Annotated in this window: 21 protein-coding genes; 8 read left to right on the top strand and 13 right to left on the bottom strand. The window is 40.9% G+C overall.

From position 1 onward, the window contains the following. The 4 genes from ACPBEH_RS10160 to ACPBEH_RS10145 form a co-directional block, all read right to left on the bottom strand. Positions 1 to 441, bottom strand: a complete 441-nt coding sequence (locus tag ACPBEH_RS10160; RefSeq protein ID WP_424349092.1) for a CopY/TcrY family copper transport repressor — start codon at positions 439 to 441, stop codon at positions 1 to 3. Between the two features lie 149 nt (positions 442 to 590). Further along, complete coding sequence (ptsP, locus tag ACPBEH_RS10155; protein WP_424349091.1) at positions 591 to 2315, bottom strand: phosphoenolpyruvate--protein phosphotransferase; 1725 nt, start codon at positions 2313 to 2315, stop codon at positions 591 to 593. Continuing rightward, complete coding sequence (locus tag ACPBEH_RS10150; RefSeq protein WP_004265632.1) at positions 2315 to 2581, bottom strand: phosphocarrier protein HPr; 267 nt, start codon at positions 2579 to 2581, stop codon at positions 2315 to 2317. The genes ptsP and ACPBEH_RS10150 overlap by 1 nt, the downstream gene beginning before the upstream one ends. Positions 2582 to 2723: 142 nt before the next feature. Next, positions 2724 to 2915 (bottom strand): hypothetical protein, encoded by a 192-nt coding sequence (locus ACPBEH_RS10145; RefSeq protein ID WP_424349090.1) that lies wholly within the window; start codon positions 2913 to 2915, stop codon positions 2724 to 2726. Positions 2916 to 3148: 233 nt separating this feature from the next. Here ACPBEH_RS10145 and ACPBEH_RS10140 point away from each other — a divergent pair, with 233 nt between their 5' ends. The 4 genes from ACPBEH_RS10140 (at position 3149) to ACPBEH_RS10125 (ending at position 7569) form a co-directional block, all read left to right on the top strand. After that, a complete protein-coding gene (locus tag ACPBEH_RS10140) occupies positions 3149 to 5317 on the top strand; it encodes an AAA family ATPase (protein ID WP_424349089.1) in 2169 nt (722 codons plus the stop codon). Positions 5318 to 5424: 107 nt separating this feature from the next. Next, on the top strand, positions 5425 to 5721 hold the full coding sequence (locus ACPBEH_RS10135; protein ID WP_011375157.1) for a DUF1827 family protein: 297 nt from the start codon (positions 5425 to 5427) through the stop codon (positions 5719 to 5721). Between the two features lie 124 nt (positions 5722 to 5845). Then, positions 5846 to 6268: a PPC domain-containing DNA-binding protein gene (locus ACPBEH_RS10130; protein WP_076645404.1), complete on the top strand. Its 423-nt coding sequence runs from the start codon at positions 5846 to 5848 to the stop codon at positions 6266 to 6268. Between the two features lie 215 nt (positions 6269 to 6483). Beyond that, positions 6484 to 7569, top strand: coding sequence for a MucBP domain-containing protein (locus ACPBEH_RS10125; protein ID WP_424349088.1), 1086 nt, complete (start codon positions 6484 to 6486; stop codon positions 7567 to 7569). 110 nt (positions 7570 to 7679) lie between these two features. Here the strand turns inward: ACPBEH_RS10125 and ACPBEH_RS10120 are convergent, their stop codons facing one another. The 3 genes from ACPBEH_RS10120 to ACPBEH_RS10110 all read right to left on the bottom strand — a co-directional run bounded on the left by ACPBEH_RS10120 (position 7680) and on the right by ACPBEH_RS10110 (position 11873). Then, positions 7680 to 9257, bottom strand: a complete 1578-nt coding sequence (locus ACPBEH_RS10120; RefSeq protein ID WP_424349087.1) for a peptide chain release factor 3 — start codon at positions 9255 to 9257, stop codon at positions 7680 to 7682. A 30-nt stretch (positions 9258 to 9287) separates the two neighbouring features. After that, a complete protein-coding gene (locus tag ACPBEH_RS10115; protein WP_424349086.1) occupies positions 9288 to 10628 on the bottom strand; it encodes a hemolysin family protein in 1341 nt (446 codons plus the stop codon). A gap of 138 nt (positions 10629 to 10766) precedes the next feature. Continuing rightward, positions 10767 to 11873: an AI-2E family transporter gene (locus tag ACPBEH_RS10110; RefSeq protein WP_424349085.1), complete on the bottom strand. Its 1107-nt coding sequence runs from the start codon at positions 11871 to 11873 to the stop codon at positions 10767 to 10769. 127 nt (positions 11874 to 12000) lie between these two features. Here ACPBEH_RS10110 and ACPBEH_RS10105 point away from each other — a divergent pair, with 127 nt between their 5' ends. The 3 genes from ACPBEH_RS10105 to ACPBEH_RS10095 all read left to right on the top strand — a co-directional run bounded on the left by ACPBEH_RS10105 (position 12001) and on the right by ACPBEH_RS10095 (position 14845). After that, positions 12001 to 12432 (top strand): GNAT family N-acetyltransferase, encoded by a 432-nt coding sequence (locus tag ACPBEH_RS10105; protein WP_424349084.1) that lies wholly within the window; start codon positions 12001 to 12003, stop codon positions 12430 to 12432. Positions 12433 to 12507: 75 nt separating this feature from the next. Then, positions 12508 to 12981, top strand: coding sequence for a hypothetical protein (locus ACPBEH_RS10100; RefSeq protein WP_424349083.1), 474 nt, complete (start codon positions 12508 to 12510; stop codon positions 12979 to 12981). A gap of 163 nt (positions 12982 to 13144) precedes the next feature. Beyond that, on the top strand, positions 13145 to 14845 hold the full coding sequence (locus ACPBEH_RS10095) for a glycosyltransferase (RefSeq protein ID WP_424349082.1): 1701 nt from the start codon (positions 13145 to 13147) through the stop codon (positions 14843 to 14845). A gap of 66 nt (positions 14846 to 14911) precedes the next feature. On the opposite strand, the gene ntdP is transcribed toward ACPBEH_RS10095, so the two are convergent. From ntdP to ACPBEH_RS10075, 4 genes are all read right to left on the bottom strand, one after another. Next, positions 14912 to 15448, bottom strand: a complete 537-nt coding sequence (gene ntdP, locus ACPBEH_RS10090) for a nucleoside tri-diphosphate phosphatase (protein ID WP_011375166.1) — start codon at positions 15446 to 15448, stop codon at positions 14912 to 14914. A gap of 86 nt (positions 15449 to 15534) precedes the next feature. After that, positions 15535 to 16638 (bottom strand): A/G-specific adenine glycosylase, encoded by a 1104-nt coding sequence (gene mutY / locus ACPBEH_RS10085; RefSeq protein WP_424350069.1) that lies wholly within the window; start codon positions 16636 to 16638, stop codon positions 15535 to 15537. Continuing rightward, the gene (recX, locus tag ACPBEH_RS10080) at positions 16625 to 17431 is read right to left on the bottom strand and encodes a recombination regulator RecX (RefSeq protein ID WP_016265510.1); all 807 of its coding nucleotides are present in this window, start codon (positions 17429 to 17431) and stop codon (positions 16625 to 16627) included. Before recX ends, mutY begins: the two co-directional genes overlap by 14 nt. Position 17432: 1 nt before the next feature. Next, positions 17433 to 17612 carry a hypothetical protein gene (locus ACPBEH_RS10075; RefSeq protein ID WP_104964406.1) on the bottom strand — a complete coding sequence of 60 codons (180 nt, stop codon included), beginning with the start codon at positions 17610 to 17612 and terminating at the stop codon, positions 17433 to 17435. Between the two features lie 264 nt (positions 17613 to 17876). On the opposite strand from ACPBEH_RS10075, the gene rlmD reads away from it, so the two are divergent. Then, a complete protein-coding gene (gene rlmD, locus ACPBEH_RS10070; RefSeq protein WP_099713074.1) occupies positions 17877 to 19268 on the top strand; it encodes a 23S rRNA (uracil(1939)-C(5))-methyltransferase RlmD in 1392 nt (463 codons plus the stop codon). 372 nt (positions 19269 to 19640) lie between these two features. Here the strand turns inward: rlmD and ACPBEH_RS10065 are convergent, their stop codons facing one another. Further along, positions 19641 to 20402, bottom strand: a complete 762-nt coding sequence (locus ACPBEH_RS10065; protein WP_424349081.1) for a DUF4931 domain-containing protein — start codon at positions 20400 to 20402, stop codon at positions 19641 to 19643. A gap of 29 nt (positions 20403 to 20431) precedes the next feature. Further along, positions 20432 to 21424: a UDP-glucose 4-epimerase GalE gene (gene galE, locus ACPBEH_RS10060; RefSeq protein WP_424349080.1), complete on the bottom strand. Its 993-nt coding sequence runs from the start codon at positions 21422 to 21424 to the stop codon at positions 20432 to 20434. Positions 21425 to 21474: the final 50 nt, after the last annotated feature.

Raw genomic sequence — 21474 nt, 5'->3', positions numbered from 1 at the left:
CTATTCCTCCTTTTCACAGTCACATTTATTTGGCAAACAGTCGCAAGCCACTTTTTCTGGTGCAGTAGCTGCTTTGGCTGTTAGTAGTTCTTGTAATTGTAAAATATCCGTCTGACTCAAAGTCGTTTGTTCAATTAGAGCGGCTAACGTCTGCCCTTTTTTCATACCACACAAGTGTTCAAAAAGGCTCTGCGTCGCATTGTCCATCGCTTCAATTTCAGGAACGGTTGCCGTGTAATTAAAACGTCGCCCTTCCTTTTCTGTCTTTAAGAAGCCCTTTTTAACCAAACGGCCAATCAATGTTTTGATGGTTGAATCTTGCCAATCACGCTTTTGTTGAAGTAAATCAATTAAATCACGACTATTGACTTGCCCAAGTGACCAGACAATGCGCATCACTTCCCATTCGGAAGTCGTAATTTCATTTGTATTTTCTGCCATCTCGTTCACATTCTTTCGTTTACATTTGTAATCATGAATTCAGTTTACAATCCAGAAACACTTCTGTCAATCATTAATACTTTTGGCTATCAAAAAAGGGTGTTAAGACAAAAGTAATTTTGTCTTAACACCCTTTAAAAAGTTTAAGCCTAACGATCTTTCATAAAATCTTCGACTAATTTTTGATTTTCTTCGTTGCTTGTATTGACGTTAACAGCTGTTTCAACTAAATCAGTTAATTCAGTTGTGTCTAAACGTTTCATCAAACTACGAACTCGTAACACAGAAGTTGCGCTCATTGAGAATTCATCTAAGCCCATCCCGACAAGGAGTGGTGCCATGATTGAATCTCCGGCAGCTTCCCCACACATACCAGTCCACTTACCTTCTTTATGAGAAGCGTCAATGACGTTCTTAATAAGACGTAAGATTGCTGGATTATAAGGTTGGTAAAGGTATGAAACACGTTCGTTCATCCGATCAGCAGCCATTGTGTATTGAATCAAGTCGTTCGTCCCGATACTGAAGAAATCAACTTCTTTAGCAAATTGGTTAGCCAATACGGCGCTGGCTGGAATTTCAACCATCATCCCAACTTGTAAATCGTCAGATACAGTTTGACCTGCAGCAATTAATTGTGCTTTTTCATCTTCGAGAATCCCTTTAGCTTGACGGAATTCAGCAACAGTTGCGATCATTGGGAACATGATCCGTAACTTACCATAGTTAGAAGCACGTAATAAGGCGCGCAATTGTGTTCTGAAAATGTCATCACGATCTAAACTAATCCGAATTGCTCGGTAGCCTAAGAACGGATTCATTTCTTCTGGTAATGGTAAGTAAGGTAATTTCTTATCCCCACCGATATCCATTGTCCGCACAACAACTGGTTTGCCGTCCATACCTTCTAGAACTGATTTATAAGCTTCGAACTGGTCATCTTCACTAGGTAACTCAGCTGAATCCATATATAAGAATTCTGTCCGATATAAACCGATTGCTTCAGAGCCATTTTCAAGAACACCAGCTAAATCTTTAGGTGTTCCGATATTAGCAGCAACCGTGAATGTTTTGCCGTCTTTAGTAACGGACTTTTCATTCTTTAGTTTTTCCCATTCTGCCTTTTGATCAGCAAAGGCTTGGGCCTTCACATCATATTCAGCAATATCAGCATCTGTCGGATCTAAAACAACATCACCGTTAATACCATCGACAATTAATAAGTCGCCAGCTTTAACATCTTGTGTGACTGTTTCAGTCCCAACAATTGCAGGAATTTCTAAAGAACGTGCCATAATGGCAGAATGTGACGTCCGACCACCAACATCAGTTACAAAAGCCTTAACGAATTTACCGTTTAATTGGGCTGTGTCACTAGGTGTCAAGTCATGAGCAATCACAATTACTTCTTCATCAATTAATGCTGGGTTAGGGAGTGTTACCCCTAATAAATGACTGAGAACTCGCTTCGTAACATCTTTGATGTCAGCAGCACGTTCTTGCATGTATGCGTTATCAGTCATAGCCTCAAAAGTGGCCACGAATAAATCCGCGACCTCTTTCAACGCTTGCTCAGCATTAACCTTGTCATCATTGATTTTACCTTCGATAGCGCCGGTAAATTCTGGGTCTGCTAAAATCATCATGTGAGCGTCAAAAACTTGTGCTTCTTCTTCTCCTAATGATTCAGCAGCAATCTTCCGAATGGTCTCTAGATCACTCGTAGAATCTTGTAAGGCCTTATGCAAACGATTAATCTCTTTTTCTGAATCTGAAATAGTTGATTTCGAAAATGACAAATCGGGTTGCACTAACATGTAGGCTTTCGCAGTAGCGATACCATCACTGGCAGCAATCCCTCTTAGTTTAGTCATTATTCAGATAAACCTTCCTTTTTCATTGTTTCTTCAATTGCGTTGATTGCGTCTGCTTCATCAGCACCTTCAGCAGAAATTGTAACGTCTGCGCCTTGGCCAACACCAAGTGACATAACGCCCATGATTGATTTCAAGTTTACAGATTTACCTTTGTATTCTAAGTTGACATCTGAGTTAAATTTGCTTGCTGTTTGTACCAATAATGTAGCTGGACGTGCGTGGATACCTGTGTCTGCTACTACGTGAAAATCGCGTTTTTCCATGTTAATCGATCCCCTTTTATCTAATTATAGATTTATTTTGGCCGAAATAAGTAGTCACTGATGGTGTCTACCCTTTCGAATATTAAGATTACCATTTTTTGAAAAATACTACAACAGTTTCGCTAACAAAATTAATGGTAGTCTACACTATACCGCTTTCAGCACAGCGGTAAATCACCTGCCCATTTCGTTGGGCAGCGCCTACAATTTCTTTTCGATGGTTGTAATTGACCCATACTTTCTGAAAGTCTAAAAACTCATCGTGTTCAACAACGATAGTTTCTTTTTCGTGATTTAACAAGGCATCCATCTCTGCTAAAAAATCTCTTGCCATCTGAATCACTCCTTTATCACGTCTCGATAATTATTTTTAGTGACCCTCTTTTCATTTATTAAGTGGCGTCACTGCTTCCAATTGTACGCAATTTTGACCCACAAATAAAGTTTTATTTTCGAGTTCGATTACTTGCAACTTTTTTTAGAGATGATTATAATTTATTTAAGGTCAAAGATAGTCAAACAAACTTTGACGTTACATTTAATAGGCGAAAGGTTGTGACAGATTAAATGCTTTGTCAAAATTGTCAAAAAAATCCAGCAACAATCCATCTCTACACCAGTGTCAATGGTCAAAACCAAGCCATTAACCTTTGTCAAAACTGTTATCAAGCACTAAAACAACAAGGAATGAGTGGTCAATACAACGATCCATTTGGTTTTAGTAATCTTGATGAACTCTTCAATGCCATCAATAACCCAAATGCTGAACGTCAATCAGCTGCCAACCAAGGCCCCCAAACACAAGGCGGTCGTAATGGCGGCGGTAATAACGGTCAAAATGGTGAAAGCTTACTCAGCCAATTTGGGGTGAACCTCACCAACCTCGCTAAAGGTGGTCAAATTGATCCGGTCATTGGCCGCGACAAGGAAATCGCACGTGTCATTGAAATTCTCAATCGGCGTACCAAGAACAATCCGGTCTTAATTGGTGAAGCCGGTGTTGGTAAAACAGCTGTTGTCGAAGGTTTAGCACAAAAAATTGCCGACGGCGACGTTCCTGCTAAATTGAAAGACCGCCAAGTCATTCGCTTGGATGTCGTTTCATTAGTACAAGGGACTGGTATTCGCGGTCAATTTGAGGAACGGATGCAACAGTTGATCACTGAACTCAAACAAAATAAGCAGATTATCCTCTTTATCGATGAAATTCACGAAATTGTAGGGGCTGGCAACGCTGAAGGCGGCATGGACGCCGGAAACGTGTTGAAACCCGCCCTTGCGCGTGGCGAACTACAACTTGTTGGTGCCACAACTAATAATGAATTCCGTCAGATTGAAAAAGACGCAGCCCTTGCACGTCGTCTTCAACCGGTCGCAGTCAACGAACCATCTGTTGACGAAACCGTTCTAATTCTCAAAGGGCTTCAAGATAAATACGAAAGTTATCACCACGTTCACTATACGGATGAGGCGCTTAAAGCAGCAGCGGCGCTTTCCAGTCGTTACATCCAAGATCGTTACTTGCCTGACAAGGCTATCGACCTTTTGGATGAAGCAGGTTCTAAGAAAAACTTGACGATTACCTTGATGGATCCTAAGGAATTAGAAGCCAAGATTAAAACTGCAGAAACGCAAAAACAAGAAGCCCTCAAACAAGAAGATTACGAAAAAGCAGCTACCTATCGTGACCAAGTCACACAGCTCTCCGAAATGAAGGCTAATAATTCAGTTGAAAAATCCCAAGAACCAACAATTACCGAAAAGGATATGGAAAAAATCGTCGAAGAAAAAACCCATATTCCAGTTGGTGAATTGAAGGCTCAGGAACAAGCACAACTTAAAAATTTGGCCCAAGATCTCGAATCACGTGTCATTGGTCAAGATACCGCAGTTGATAAAGTCGCTCGTTCAATTCGTCGTAGTCGGATTGGTTTCAATAAATCCGGCCGACCAATTGGTTCCTTCCTCTTTGTTGGCCCAACTGGGGTTGGTAAAACAGAATTAGCCAAACAAATTGCCAAAGAACTATTTGGTAGCACTGATGCGATGATTCGTTTCGATATGAGTGAATACATGGAAAAATTCAGTGTGTCGAAATTGATTGGTTCACCTCCTGGCTACGTTGGTTATGAAGAAGCCGGGCAATTAACGGAACAAGTTCGTCGTAACCCTTATAGTTTGATTCTTTTGGATGAAATCGAAAAGGCTCACCCTGACGTTATGCATATGTTCTTACAAATTCTAGATGACGGTCGTCTAACCGATTCACAAGGTCGGACTGTCAGCTTCAAAGACACAATCATTATCATGACGTCTAACGCTGGGCAAACTGATGCTGAGGCTAACGTTGGTTTCGGTGCAGCTGTCGCTGGCCAAACCCATTCAATTCTCGATCAGTTAACGAACTACTTTAAACCAGAATTCTTAAATCGTTTCGACGATATTATTGAATTCCAACCATTAAGTAAAGATAATCTATTGAAGATTGTCAGCTTAATGCTTGATCAAACTAACGCGATGATTGCCGACCAAGGCCTCCATATCGCTGTGACGGATGACGCTAAATCTAAATTAGTTGATTTGGGCTACAACCCTGAAATGGGCGCTCGGCCACTACGCCGTGTTATTCAAGAACAAATTGAAGATCGCGTTGCCGATTATTATTTAGATCATCCAGAACATAAGCAATTAAAAGCGCAGTTAATTGATGATCAGATTCAAATTGTGCAAGGATAATAGCAAATATTAAGATTTATTATCATATTTTAAGATTAAATCCGTGTTATATAAACCGCTTTCAGTTATACTATTAGTAGGACTTAAATGATTAGGGAGTGATTAGTATGAGACTCATTAATATTACAAATTCTTATCACCGTTTAGTAACACAACAATTAGCAACCACTAAAGCCGACTATGTGAGCGTCTATTCGCTTGGCAAAACAACAGTCCTTTTCACCCGCTCATCTAAAACGCGTGAAATTCTTCTAAAAAATGACAAGCGACATATTCAACAAGCTGAAATTGATTTTGTACTCAAGGAATTAGTCGATATTGATTCAACCGACGATGTTGAAATCCTAAACGATGGCTCATTAGTTGAGATTACCATTCCAACCCCTTCTACTACCGCCTCTTAGACGGTTGAAAGCAGGCCACTACCGATAACTTTGGTAGTGGCTTTTTGTGTGCAATCAAAATAATAGCAATTCGATATGCCGTATCGTATAATACCCATTAAGCTTATTGAGGGAGGATTTTACGATGCAAACTGTTCAAAAAGGGCAACAAATTATTTGTCGTTTAGAAGTTGGCGATGAACTCATCACCGAATTGAAATATTTAGCCGCTACTTTACCGGACCAATTAGGTGCCATCTCAGGAATTGGTGCCTGCAATGATGTCACTGTCAGTGTTTACTCACCAGACAGCGACAGCTACGTTGAAACGCGTAGCCAAGAACAGGTCGAACTCTTATCACTGAGTGGTAACGTTGAAAATGCGGATGGTAAGATTTCAACTCACTTGCACGCCAGTTTTGCCCGCTTAGACACAAGCGTTTTTGGCGGCCATCTTGAACGCGCCGTCATTTCCAGAACTGGTGAACTCGTCATCTCAATCGTCCCCCTTGCTGTTGGGCGTATCTTGCATCAACCAACCCAATTACAAGTACTCGATTTATCATAAAAGATGATTAAAAGGGATTAAAAGGGATTAAGGCAAATAAAATTTTTGCCCTAATCCCTTTTTTTGCTAGCCAAATTAGTCAGCGGATAATAATGTCCTCTAGGTGTACGCTTTTTATTTAAAATTCTAGTCAAATTAGTGACGATTATAAACCACTCTTTTTCTAATTTATGATAGACTAGTATTAAGTAAATAACGTTCCACAAGGAGTCCGTATGAATTTTATTAACCTGATTCAATCGTTATTTAGACGGCGGCCAAAGCCCCCAACCATTCAACCAGAGACGCACTTTAATCAAGCTACTCCTGAACCAGAAAACACAAATCAATTCTTCGAGACAGCTGATCAATTTGAAAAAGAACCCCAAGCGCAGCAAACTGAACATTTGGTTACGACACCTGTCCAACCACGAAAAAGTTCAGTAACAATCCACTACCTCAACCAAAATCGAATTCCACTGCGACCTTCGATTACACTTTCTGGGGTAGTTGGCGCTACGCTTGATTTACCGTGGTTAAAATTTCCTGGCTACTATTTAGCCGAAATTACAAATTTAAAACAACATTTCCATGAAGACCCCACTAACATTTGGCTTTTTTATAAACCCCAACTAGCGGCACCAGTCATGGTGCTTCATCAGGATTTAGAGGGTGGTTTGCTAATTAAACCCCAATTTTTACTTGGTGCTTTGAATGAACATTATCAAGCTAATCCGTTAGAAGGCGGTGTGAACTTTATCTATCGCACTTCTAGTAATCAAACGGGACGCTTCAGTGCTGAAACGCAGCTAGTACGGTTCCAATATGATCCACTCAATCTAAAATACAGCGATGCTCCTGATAAACCGTTCATCGAGTTAACCGCATCTGTTGATACTTATAAACGACCAACAGAAGAAGCACTAACAACCACCCGATTGCCAAAATATGCGATTTGGAAGATTTATAGTTGTGCTACCGCAACTTCTGGGCAACAGTGGTTTAACCTTGGTAGTTTCTGGATTTCACCCAAGCATTATGAACTCCATGCAACTAATCCTAAGGCAACAGCCGACTATCAAGTGCCCAAGTTTACCAATCAATATACCGTGATTGAAACCACACCCCTTAATTTAGATGCCACTTTGAATAATACAACGGCAACGTTATGGGCCGCCCCTTACGAAAAACCGGCTACCTATCGTCTTACTTTGAAGACTCGCGTGCACGTCAAGCAAGTGATTGCGCTCGACAATCTCAGTCGTTGGTGTGAACTTGAAGGGGGCCAATGGCTATTAGAATCACTACTAACTTTTGACTAAAAAAACATTTTTCATCGCCGCATAAAAAGAGGTCTTCTGACAAAATCGATTTTGTCAGAAGACCTCTTTTTGATTGTTTAAACGTGCTTTGCCACTAAGAATGCACGCTCTTATAATTTAGCTGTTAATTTAACTTCTGGATACTTATCTTGGAACCAGCGTTCTGCAAATTTATTTTCAAATAAGAAGAGTGGTTGGTCGTGAATATCTTTTACAAGTAAGTTCCGTGATGATGACATACTTTGATCTAATTTTTCAGGATCGATCCAACGGGCTGTTCGTGAGCCGATTGGTTCCATGATCACTTCAGAATTATATTCATGTTGCATCCGATATTGGAAAACTTCAAATTGCAATTGACCAACAGCGCCTAAAATATAGTCGCTTGTTGTGTATGTCTTGTACAATTGGATGGCCCCTTCTTGAACCAATTGTTGAATCCCTTTATGGAATGATTTTTGCTTCATCACATTTTTAGCAGTGACGCGCATAAATAATTCTGGTGTAAATTGAGGTAATTTTTCAAATGAGATTGCTTCTTTACCAGTATGAATCGTATCACCGATTTGGAAGTTCCCCGTATCATATAGCCCAACAATATCACCGGCAACCGCACTCGTTACTTGTTCACGAGCATCGGCCATAAATTCAGTTGAGTTATTCAAACGCATCTTCTTACCAGTCCGAGTTAACGTCACATCAATTCCACGTTGGAATTCGCCTGAACAAACCCGTACAAAGGCGATTCGATCACGATGGGCTGGATTCATATTAGCTTGAATCTTGAAGATGAAACCTGAGAAATCTTCATTTGTTGGTTCAACTTGTGTTTCTTCTTGTGTTTGATGCGCTTCTGGTGCTGGTGCCATATCAACAAAGGCTTCTAAGAAAGTCTTAACCCCAAAGTTCGTTAAGGCTGAACCAAAAAAGATTGGTGTTTGATCACCGGTAGCAATTTTAGCAGGATCATAAGCATTACCCGCTTCACCGATCAATTCAATATCATCTAGTGCTTGTGTGTAAACAGAATCTTCCTTCAAAGGATTATCGCCAGCAATCTCACCATTTTCATCTAAAGCAAGATAAGGATTGGCTTCATCTTCTGGGCGATACATTTCAATTCGTTTGTTAGCAATATCGTATAGGCCCCGTAAATCTTTACCCATCCCGATTGGCCAGTTCATAGCACAACCTTCGATATCCAATAATTCTTCCAATTCAGCGATTAAATCGAGTGGTTCGCGACCATCACGATCTAATTTATTCATAAATGTGAAAATAGGAATGCCACGCATCTTGCAGACTTTGAATAATTTCTTAGTTTGAGGTTCAATCCCTTTAGCGGAATCAATCACCATGACAGCGGCATCCACCGCCATCAATGTCCGGTAAGTATCTTCTGAGAAATCTTCATGCCCAGGCGTATCCAAGATATTAATCCGTTTGCCAGCATAATCAAATTGCATCACAGAACTCGTAACAGAAATCCCACGTTGCTTTTCAATATCCATCCAGTCAGATTTCGCAAACTGGCCACTCTTTTTCCCCTTAACGGTTCCGGCTTGACGAATGACGCCCCCGAATAATAAGAGTTGTTCAGTGATTGTTGTTTTCCCAGCATCCGGATGGGAAATAATTGCAAAAGTCCGCCGGCGTTCAACAGCCGTTTTTAATTCAGTTGGTGTCATTGTTAAATCCTCTCTTTAGTGCCAAAGTCATTAGGCCTCAGACGCATCATCTTTGGTAGCGACCGTCGTTGGTAATGTTAGTTTCAAATCTAATAAACGTGAACCGACCACCGAACCAGTTGTTAAAACAATGCCGTTCGGTAAATCAATTGATTCTGGATGACCACTGACAGGAATTGCACCAATCTCAGTAATCATAAACCCAGCAATCGTATCAACATCAGCGATTTGAATATCTGTCTGAAAGGCATCGTTGAATTCATTAATTGGCATCCGGCCCATTACCTTGTAGTGGGTCTCGTCAATCTTCTGATACAACACATCCGCCTTATCGGATTCATCTTCAATCTCGCCAACAATTTCTTCTAATAAATCTTCAATTGTCACTAGCCCAACAACCCCACCATATTCATCCAACAAAATGGCCATCTGGAGTTGGGTACGTTTCATTTCAAATAATAAGTCATCAATCACGATTGTTTCAGGCACAAACAAGGGTTCTTTCATGACCGTTTCCAATTGTGTTTCTGAAAAACCCTTCACACGCGCTTCTCTTAGTAGGTTTTTGATGTGGACAATCCCTACAATTTGATCTTTATCATCCCGATAGACTGGGATTCGTGAAAATGGTTGTGCCAAGATAGCATCGATATTTTGATCATTGTCCGCACAGATATCCACCATAAAGGCGTCCGTTCTGGGAACCATGACCTCTCTGGCCATCTTCTTATTAAGGGTGATAATCCCTTCTAACATTTCGTACTCATCAGATTCTAAGACCCCTGCACTTTTCCCGGATTCAATCATATGAACCATCTCTTCACGGGTTAGTTTGGGTTCCGTCTCAGAAAAATCAATTGGCGTTAACTTCATCAAAACTGTCGTTGACGCTGATAGCAACCAAACAAACGGCCGCAATAAAACGCCAATGAAGCGAATCGGTTGAACTGCCGCCTTGGCAATCGCTTCTGAGCGATGCAAGGCAACTTGCTTAGGATATAATTCCCCAAAAACAAGTGAGATATAGGATAAGACAATCGTCACAATTAATACGGCTGCTTCCTTTGTCCAAGCCGCATTTCCTAAAAGGGGTGCTAATCTACCCGCAATGGTTGTGGCAGCACTCGCTGAAGATAAGAAACCAGCAAATGTGATGGCTACTTGAATCGTTGCTAAGAAATTATTGGAGTGACTTAAAACCTCCACTAATACGCGCGCCTTCTTATCGCCATTTTCTGCTTGGTTCTCCATCTTCGTGCGACTCAGTGATACTAGCGCAATTTCTGCCGCGGCAAAAAAAGCATTCACTAAGGTTAAAATTAAAATCAACAGTAACTGTCCCCACACCGGACTTCCAGGGTCAGGATTCATCGTCACATCCACTACCTTTCATCTTATAAATTATCGTATTGAGCCGATTAAGACCTACTATGCAGTATAGCATAGTCAAAAATGGAAATTCAACCCAGTAAGAGTCGTTAAAATCGCCTTCAAATCAGTCTTGTGCGATTATAATTTAGTCGCTTTATCGACTTTGGTGCGTAAGGCTTGAATATCGTACAAATAAACGACAACCGTTTTGGTAACGGCGTAAAACGGAATTGCTAAAATCATCCCCAAAATACCGTAGATATTACCGGCAACTAACAAGATAATGATAATCGTTAATGGGTGAATATCTAGGGAACGACCAATCACATTAGGGTAAATCAAGTTACCGTCAATTTGTTGCACAATGATGACCACGACAATCACCATGATTGTTTTCGGAATTGAAATCGATAAACTAATAATTAAAGCAGGCGCAATCCCAATATAAGGGCCCAGATATGGAATAATGTTGGAAACACCGGCGATAAAGCCCAATAAGTAGGCATATGGCATCCCAATAATCAGGTAACCAATAAATGTAAACACACCGACGAATAAACATTCTAGCGCTTGCCCGCCGATATAAGCTGAAATGGTTGCGCCCATCTTACGTAATAAATCAGCGACTTGGTCGTTATAACGATCTGGTAACATTTTTTGGATATTTGGAATGAGTCGATGACCGTCTTTTAACATATAAAAGAGCATGATTGGTACTGTAAAGACACCAATTGTCACACTCGTCACGGCACCAATCATGCTGCCAAAACCACTAGTAAAGCTCTTCATGATGTTTTCAGCAATCTTAGAAGGTTTTAGGTCTAGTTGGTTAACGTATTTATTAACATCAATATTCTTTAAATGCGGATTCGATGAAATTTTATCAATCATGTCCTGCAAGCGATGCACGTAATCTGGTAGATTCGTGACCACTTGTGTCACTTGGTGGATTAATTGTGGAATCGCTAAGGCCACAATGAAGATAATCCCGCCGAAAAAGACGATGAAAATAATCGCAATTGCCCATTTCCGCGATATTTTTAGCTTACCTAGTAAATTAATCAATGGATTAAATAGGTAGAATAATAATCCTGCCCCAATGATTGGTCCAAATAAGGTTGAAATAAAGGTTCCTATTGGATCAAATAAGAAACTAATTTTAGTACAAACAAAAATCAAAACGGCTAAAATTAATAGTTCAATTGACCAAAACAACAATTTTGATTGACGCAAACGCTCAAACATAAACATTCCTCCACTTGACTTCATCGAAAATAACGCCTATTTGTGCTATTATAAACGCAAAGATTATTTTTATTGTACCAAATTTCATTGTAAAGCTACATAAATTCAAACGATTGGTGGTTTTTTCATGCAAATTAAACAAACTCGTGATTTAACAAGTCCTTACTATCAAGACGGTCTCGCTATTCGACAAGCTGTTTTTGTTGATGAACAAAAGGTGCCTGCTGAATTAGAAATCGATGAATTTGAAGACCAAGCACTCTACTTCACAGGTTATTTAGATGAACAACCTGTTGCCACATTACGCGTATTGACCGAAGGCAACTTCTACCACGTGCAACGCGTTGCTACCATGAAAGCCTACCGGTACCGAGGACTGGGGTTAGAACTAATGCAAGCAGCTGAAGAATCCGCCAAAAAAGCCGGTCATAAAGGCCTCATTTTAAATGCTCAAGTCACAGCCGTCCCATTTTATGAACGCTTAGGCTACCAAGCAACTGATAAGGAACGTTTCTTGGATGCCGGTATTTTACACCAAGAAATGATTAAGATCCTATAAACCGTTGGCATTCTAAGAACCTTTAACCTATAATAAATATTAAAGTCTGACCATGTTTGCAAAGAGAGGTTTATTATGTCTAAACAAAAAACATTTTTCGTTAATCTATTTTTCTTCGTTATCCCTTATTTACTAGTCGTTACAATTGCTGCCATTGCTTATGACAGTTTGGTTGTCCACAGTGCTACTTGGGATCGCACGATTTTTGGCGGGCTCGTTGGCGCAACACTGATTTCCTTTACAAAAGTGCCACTTGAACGCCCACTCACCATCATGGCCGAGCAAACTAAGAATCCTATTATGCACGCTGTTTTGAACTTCTTCATTATTAGTCGTTCAACTACTTATAAAATTGGCAACTTTGTTTTAGACTTCGCACTCTTTTGCCTAGCAACTTATTTACTAAGAAATTTCCTTTCATTATCGTTTATTGCTGGTAGCTTACTCGGCTGGTGTGTCATCGCAATTTTAATCTCGATTAGCATTGCAACGGCCCTCGGTTTCAAGACACTAACAATCCAACAAGACACATCGGTAGAAAATGATTAGAGTGCTAGTCAAAGTGCTTTGACTTTGAGCATTAAAATCGTATTAAACCTAATTTTATCAGTCATCCTGTTCCTTGAGGATGGCTTTTTTTATGCGCTAATCAGCTAATTTTACAAGGCTTTTAGCAACTTGTTACACTTACTTATAAAGAGTGATGAAGGAGATGAGTGCCATCAAAACAATTGCTATTATGGTAGCTGCTGACGAGCAATACACCGATCAACTGCTATTAACGCTTAAATCAATTCGAGAACATTGTGCTTTAGAAACCGCTGTTGATTTATTTGTTTTGAGTAGTCACCTTTCCCAAACGACTAAATCTGCAGTTAACCGGTTAATGACGCTGCCCCACCACGTTTTATTTATCGCCATCAATCCTCGCCGTATTAAAAATTTCCCAGGAAATAATCATTTCGACCAAACCGCGTATTATCGAATTCTCGCCCCACAGATTCTCTTAGCTAGAAATATTGAACGAGTACTTTATCTCGATCTTGACACACTTATCCGAACCGATTTAACGCCTTTATACGACAGCGATTTAGAAGGCAATATTATCGGTGCGGTCATCGATCCCGGTAAAGCACTGACCTTAAAAGGCCTCGGTGTGCCTCAATCACAAGCCAATAATATTTATTTTAATGCCGGCGTTATTCTGATTGATACCGTTCTTTGGGAAACGCACCACATCAGCCAGAAGATTCTTGCAATGATGGTGCCTTACCCCGGTCGCCGCATTAATGATATCCAAGATACATTGAATGTTATTCTAGCGGGACGCACTAAACTGTTAGCCCCTCAGTGGAATGTGCAAAATGCGATTTTATTTAAATCGTATGAGCCAATTAATAACGAGTACGCTCAGCTCTTTAAACAAGCTATCAAAGCCCCCAAAATCATCCACTTCACCACTGAAAAGAAACCATGGGAGGTCTTCTTAGATCATCCTTACATGCCTGAATATCAAACCTATCTTGCACAATTACCTGCTGACAAACGTGATCAAATCAATATTGTTTCTGCGGCTAATTCTAATTTCGTTGAACCACTTGCCATTTTATACGCTTCAATCCTGAATAATAACGATGATAACCGCCATTATGCTTTTTTTGTTTTAAGCGATCAGCTCACCGCTCGTGACCGAGCAACCATACGCCAAATCACTGAAAGTTTTAATGCCGAGTTAACGTTTATTGAAGTCGACGAAGACCCACTAGCAGCGGCCATTCAAGATGACCAAGTTTTAAAAACTACCTATTATCGACTATTAATTCCCGATTTACTTCCCGAAATTGAACGCGTTCTTTACTTAGATTGCGATACACTGTGCCTCGAAAATCTCGCACGCTTGTGGGACGTCGAACTGGGTAACACGCCAGTGGCCGCTGTTGAAGATGCCGGCTTCCATAATCGGTTGGCACAAATGAAAATTGACTACAAGAGTATTCGCTACTTCAATGCCGGTGTTTTATTAATGAATCTGACCATCTGGCGCCAACAAAAACTAACGGCAAAAATGCTGGCCTTTATTAAAGAATACCCTCAAAAATTACGATTTCACGACCAAGATGTCTTAAATGCGATTTTACATGATCGTTGGATTCACTTGCACCCCAAGTGGAACGTTCAAACCAGCGTTCTAATGGACTTTATTATTGCACCAACCGAACGGATTAACCGTCAATTCCTAAGTGCGCAAAAAGAACCGGGACTCATCCATTTTTGCGGCGCCGAAAAACCTTGGGATAAAACCTCAACGCATCCTTATACACCTCAATATCGCTTTTACAAAAGCCGATTCCTTGAAAATAACGATCCGGTGCCTTTTAAACCAAGCACCACTTATGGTGAATATCACTCTTAAAAAGCATCAAAAAAAGAAGGCCACACAATGTGTGGCCTTCTTTCGTTATTAAGACTAAATAGTGTTCTAACGGTGGTGAGCCAATTCTTGATAGCGGTTATACCAGATATCAATATATTCCTTCGAAAATGGCCCTTTGCCATTGTTGATCCAATCTACCAAAACTTTGACATTGGCTTTCAATATCCGATCAGTTTCGGCAGAATAGTGCCACTTCGCACTATGCGCTTCATATTCATCGACGTCTAGTAGGCGTTTCTCCCCATTTGGAAAGACTTTTACGTCCAAATCATAGTCGATATACTTCAACGCTTCTTGATCCATAACGTGTGGCGATGCCAAATTGCAATAATATGAAACGCCACCTTCGCGAATCATGGCCACAACGTTAAACCAATACTTCTTATGGAAATAAATAAGTGCCGGCTCCCTCGTGACCCACTTTCTGCCGTCTGATTCTGTAACTAAGGTATGATCGTTACAACCAATGACTGCGTTCTCGCTGGTTTTCAAAACCATCGTGTCGCGCCAAGTTCGGTGTAAACTCCCATCGTGTTTATAACTTTGAATCGCTATATAGTCGCCTTCTTTAGGTGCATTCATCGACCTACCTGGCTTTCCAAGGTTATTATTCATAATCACCTATCATTATAGCAAAGACTCTCAAAATTACCTAAAACTTTCTACCGCTAAAGTGAGTCAAATCGTTGCGCCATTTTCTTTTGAACCGTTGGCATCGCAATTTCTGCTAGAGCCGCTTTTGAATACCATTCACCTGGGAAAAAGGCCAAGTCACTGTCCGCCGCAATCGTCGCCGATAACAACGTAATCGTCCACTTCAAATGGGTGAAGACGTGCGTCACCGGTTTGACAGGAACCGGTTTTAAATGCGCTAACGTTAAACCGTACGCTTCTTTGAAGTAGGCTTCAATTCGAGTCATTTGCTCTTCTGGCGTTAATAACTCAGACTCATCATCCTGTAAATCTTCTGCCATCACCAAAGGATAGGTCGTCAAATTTGCTAGCAAACCCGCGCTAGGCCGTTTTTGAAATAAAAAACCTTTTTCGGATTCTATCACGACCGCAAAGAGCGCGACTGGTTTGGGTTTGGCCTTCTTCGTTTTAACCGGATAATCCAACAATGTTCCATCTTGATAACTTCTGAAAAATGGGGCTAATTCGGTGTCCCCAACTGTTGGATTTTTAGCTGTACAAACTTGCGAGCCAAAATCCATGACAGCCTGGTTGAAATCGCCAGGTCTGTCTTTGGGAATTAACGGTAAAATAGCGTCGTAAAAAATGATACGATTCTTCGGATTCGCAATATCAGCGTCAATTTTTAATAACCGACTGAAGACCCGAAAAGCATTCCCGTCGATTGCGGGAACCACTTCGCCAAAACAGATACTGGCGATGGCGCCTGCTGTATACGGGCCGATGCCGGCTAATTTTTCTAACTCAGCAGATGTTTGCGGCCATTTGCCCTGATAGTCATCAACTACTTGCTTAGCCGCTTTTTGTAAATTACGCGCCCGTGAATAATAGCCTAGTCCTTCCCAAGTTTTCAAGAGCAACTCTTCTGGGGCAGCTGCTAGGTCTTCAACAGTTGGGAAAGTCGCTAAAAAGCGTTCGTAATACGGAATCACCGTTTGAACTTGCGTTTGTTGGAGCATAATTTCAGACAACCAGACCCGGTAAGGTTCTTGATTTTGACGCCAAGGTAAATCGCGACGATGTTCGTCGTACCATGCCATAAAAGCAGTCTGAAACGCATCACGTTCACTCGGTGTCATCTGATACTTCTTGGTCGTCGATGAAACGGTTGATTGCATCAATATTAAATCCTTTCCGGTAAAGTGCTTGTTGCATCTTCATCCGCCGCTCGCGCGGTTCTAATAGGCGATAGCGGCGCCATTTTTTTTCGCCAAGGGCTGCCAATGCATCTGCTTCACTATCACTGTCTTCTTCAAGCGCTAATTCGTCAATAATCCGACTTAAATTATCGCCACCAAAGCCCTTTTGCATCAAGCCTTGTTTAATCTTTTGTTGTTGTTCGAAGAACGAACTGTGGCGGTACTTCTTCGCTAGCTTTTGGGCAGTTGCTAAGCCGACTGTCACTTGTTCTTCATCTGTATATAGCGTCAACGCTTGATCGATATGATTAGCACTAACCCCTTTTTGAATCAATTTTTGTCGAACCACTTTAGGCCCCTTATCTGAAGTATTAATCACCGTTCTAACATAACTGTCCGCGTAATCCTGATCATCCAAATAATGTAGTTCGCGTAATTTTGTCAAACTGGTTTCAATGCCTTCTGGCGTAATTTCATGATCACGCAAGTATTGTGTTAATTCTTTTTCCGTTCGTAATTGGTGACTTAAATAATTCAAGGCCAGTTGATAGGCCTTGGCATTGTCGTCTTCTTTTTGAATGTCGCGTTGTAAGCTACTATCGATTTCGAGCCCTTTTGCAAGCCGAAACTTGATTAAGACACTTTCAGTCACCCCAAAGGCAAACTGCTCGTCGATAAAAATGTTATAGCGCCCTTTTTGTTTTTGTGAGGTAATTTTAGTAATCTGTGGCATCTTATTTTCTCCCGTTGCGTGTCGCTTTGACGTTCAGATAAATCTTAAAGCCAATCACGACCACCGCTAAAATCAGGGTGCCAATGATTAATGGCAAACTCTTCGCTTGAAAAGCGTAGATCCCAATTACAAGGACTACCACCATCGCAATTAAAAATTGATTTCGTTCCCAAAAGTTCATCGTTATTCGCTCCTTCATGGGGAGTTAGTACTAATCCCCGGCTACTGACATACTTCTTATTTAAATGCATTTCATCAATTATATCCTCAGGACATAACCGACTTGCATCACACTCTATAGAGTAGCATAAATCACAACGCGCAACAAAATCGAACGCTGTTAGTTTCCGATTAGAATATCCGCTTTTTCTAACTCGGTTCTGTTATAATAGGGTACAGCAAATTTCGTGCTATTTACAATTTTAACAATATAGGAGTTAATTAAATGCCAGAACAAACAACTACTAATGAAGTCGAAGTCGGCCAACGTTTCCCACTGACCATCAAGCGAATTGGGATTAACGGTGAAGGGATTGGTTATTACAAACGCAAAATTGTTTTCATCCCCGGTGCCCTCCCTGAAGAAGTCGTGATTGCCGAAGTCACAACTGTTGCCCCCCGCTTCATCGAAGCTAAGGTCCACAAGATTCGTCAAGAATCACCACAAAGGGTCACACCTAGAGATGCCACTTACGGTCAAGTTGGTGGCATCGAATTGGAACATCTCAGTTATCCTGGCCAACTCGCCTTTAAAAAGGATATGATGATCCAAGCCTTAGAAAAATTCAAACCCCACGGCTATAATGGCTATCAAGTCACTGAAACCGTTGGCATGGAAAATCCATGGCATTACCGGAATAAGGCGCAATTCCAAGTACGTCAATTAGGCGATCATTTAGGCGCTGGGTTATACGCCCCAAGCAGCCATACTTTGATTGACCTTCCAGAATTCGCAACCCAAACCGATTTAACAATGCGGATTATCCGGACTGTTTTAAAATTGGTTGAAGACCTTGGCATCCCCGTCTTCGATGAAGAAAAGAACGCCGGTATCTTAAAAACAATCGTTGTGCGTGAATCTTTCTCAACCGGTGAAGCACAACTCACCTTCATCACCAATTCACCCAAACTACCAAAGAAATACGCGCTAATCACCGCCATTCAAGCTGAATTACCCGAAGTGGTCTCAATTATGCAAAACGTCAACAAGGGAAAAAACGTCTTGGTATGGGGCGACCAAACAATGCACCTTGCCGGTCAAGAAACGATTATGGAAAACCTCAACGGCGTTCAATTTGAATTGACTGCTCGCGCCTTTTTCCAACTCAATCCAATTCAAACCGCTAAGATGTATAACTTGGTTAAAGAAGCACTCGATTTAACCCCTGAAGATCGCTTAGTTGATGCTTACTGTGGTGTCGGCACTATCGGATTAAGTCTTGCCAACCAAGTTGCTGAAGTGCGCGGTATGGATACAATTGCCGACTCAATCGAAGCCGCTAAACATAACGCAGAAATCAACGGCATCGACAATGTGGACTATGCCGTTGGTGCGGCTGAAGACCTCTTACCGGAATGGCTAGATAACGGCTTTGTCCCAACAGCCCTTGTCGTTGATCCACCACGGACTGGTCTTGATCCAAAATTAATCGACGCAATTCTCGACAGCCGGCCCCTTAAATTCGTTTATGTTTCATGTAACCCTTCAACGCTCGCACGGGATCTTAAGACATTGGTTCACACCTACCAAGTTGAAAAAATCCAACCGTTAGACATGTTCCCACAAACGGCTAGAGTAGAAGCAATTGTCACAATGAGATTAAAAAGAAATCTATAAAAAATGAGTGCTATTCATAGCGGTTATACTCTGAGGACTAGCCTAATCAGGCGAATAACCGATGCAATCGGTTGTTTGACTGATGTCGCTAGCCACAAGAGTATGCTATGAATAGCACGTTATGATCCGAGTGCTTTCAAAGGCGATTTACTACCGAGCACTAGCATAGTGTCGTGAATAAGCGACGCCAGTCGATTATTTGCGATACGGCGCTAGGCACAGGGAGTTACCTTTAAAAGCACGTTATGTATCCGAGTACTTTCAAAGCACGATATCAGCCAAGTTTCATCCCTAATCTAAACACAAAAAAACACCCTCAGAAGACTTCAATTCTAAGGGTGTTATTTTTTTACGCTATAATCCAGAACAAATTTACCGATTATTACAATAAGCAAGATACTCCTGTTTAATAAATGCCACGTAATCCGCATTAAAGGTTTGTGCTATTTTATAACCTACAAAATACGGCGATGCGGTAAATCTCGGTACAATTTTGCAAATATATCGCGCATCGCTTTTATAAAAAAAGAGATTGTAGGACTGACAGCGTCCTTGATAATATTGATTCAATAGATAACTAACGACGTTTTGAATTTCTTCAGCCGCAATCCGCAATTGATTATCGGTACGCCATATAACGTTAATTTCAAGAAATCCCATGATTGGAAATTTCGATATGTTAACTGTCACACCACTCTGTGCCGCCAACTTGATTCCTATAAAATTTTTCTTTCGAATTTCAGTATAACCAGCTATGTTTTTTAAACCAATCAGCTGCATATGCGGATGTTCCTGAGACCCACCTGACTCTGGTCCAAAGTTTTTATATAGCAAAACACTTCTATACGCCTTTGATTTCAATAACGCTTCCCAGTTATCAATAGCGTATTGGAGAATCGCAACCCATTCTTGCTTTCCATAGTTTGAAACATCCCCATCATGGCGATCCGATTCAATTAATACTAACTGCTCCGTATTCTCCAACGTTGTATATTTATTCTTTAATAAAATCTTTTCACCCTGCGAATCGATAACATCCCTCAAATCAGCAACGTTACAGAACGGACACCTCTGCCTGATTTTAGCTTTTTGAAGACCAATTGTTGCAATAAAAGATAAGCCATTTTCTACCATCTAAGCACCTCAATCACTCATGACAATCCTTATTCTCGATAGCCATTAGGTTTATTTTGCTGCCATTGCCAAGCAGTTTGAATGATGTCATTGACGCTCTCATATTGTGGTTGCCAGCCGAGTATCTCTCTAGCTTTGGTGCTGTCTGCCACTAATATATCTGGATCGCCGGGACGCCGAGGGGCTACAACTGTTGGGATAGGCATTTTAGTTACCGCTCTCGTTGCCGCCAGAATTTCTTTAACAGAGTAGCCATGATTCGAGCCTAAATTAAACGCGGTACTTGGCTTCCCAGCCTTCATATAATCCAGCGCTAAAATATGGGCTTCTGCTAAATCTAAGATATGAACATAATCTCTAACGTTAGTACCGTCCGGCGTTTGATAATCATCGCCATATATATGAAACTTAAGGCTATCATCAGCGGCGACCTTTAAAATATTAGGGATTAAATGTGTCTCGTTACGATGCGCTTCCCCAATTAGGCCATTTGGATGAGCGCCGGCTGCATTAAAGTACCTGAGCGCAACATATTTAATCCCATCTGCCTGATCCACCCAATGCATAATTCGCTCCATCATCAATTTACTATCACCATATGGATTAATCGGCTGTTTAGCGCTCACTTCTTTTACATATTCAGCTTCAGGAATACCGTAAACCGCCGCAGTAGTTGAAAATACAATTCGGTTAATCCCATATTCCTTCATTACTTCTAGTAGTGAAATCACACCGCCAACGTTATTATCAAAATACTTTAATGGTTCTGCAACTGATTCTGGCACAATCGAATACGCATCCATATGGATGACCGCATCAATCTTTTCTTTGCTAAATAAGGCGGTTAAGAAAGTTTTATCCCTAGTATCACCTTGGTAGAAGCGCGCTTTTGGGTGAATTGCCTCTCTAAAACCGGTAGAAAGATTATCGGCAACCACCACGTCAAATCCTTTATCGATTAAATGATATACCATATGTGAGCCTATATAACCAGCTCCACCAGCAACTAATATTATTTCCATACTAATTCTCCAATCCCATAATTGTACTCGCATAACAAATGATTCACATA

It is taken from the genome of Latilactobacillus parasakei (assembly GCF_049674265.1).
Lineage (GTDB): Bacteria > Bacillota > Bacilli > Lactobacillales > Lactobacillaceae > Latilactobacillus > Latilactobacillus sakei.
The sequence above is the reverse complement of the archived record's forward strand: the minus strand, read 5'-3'. Positions and strand labels throughout refer to the sequence as shown.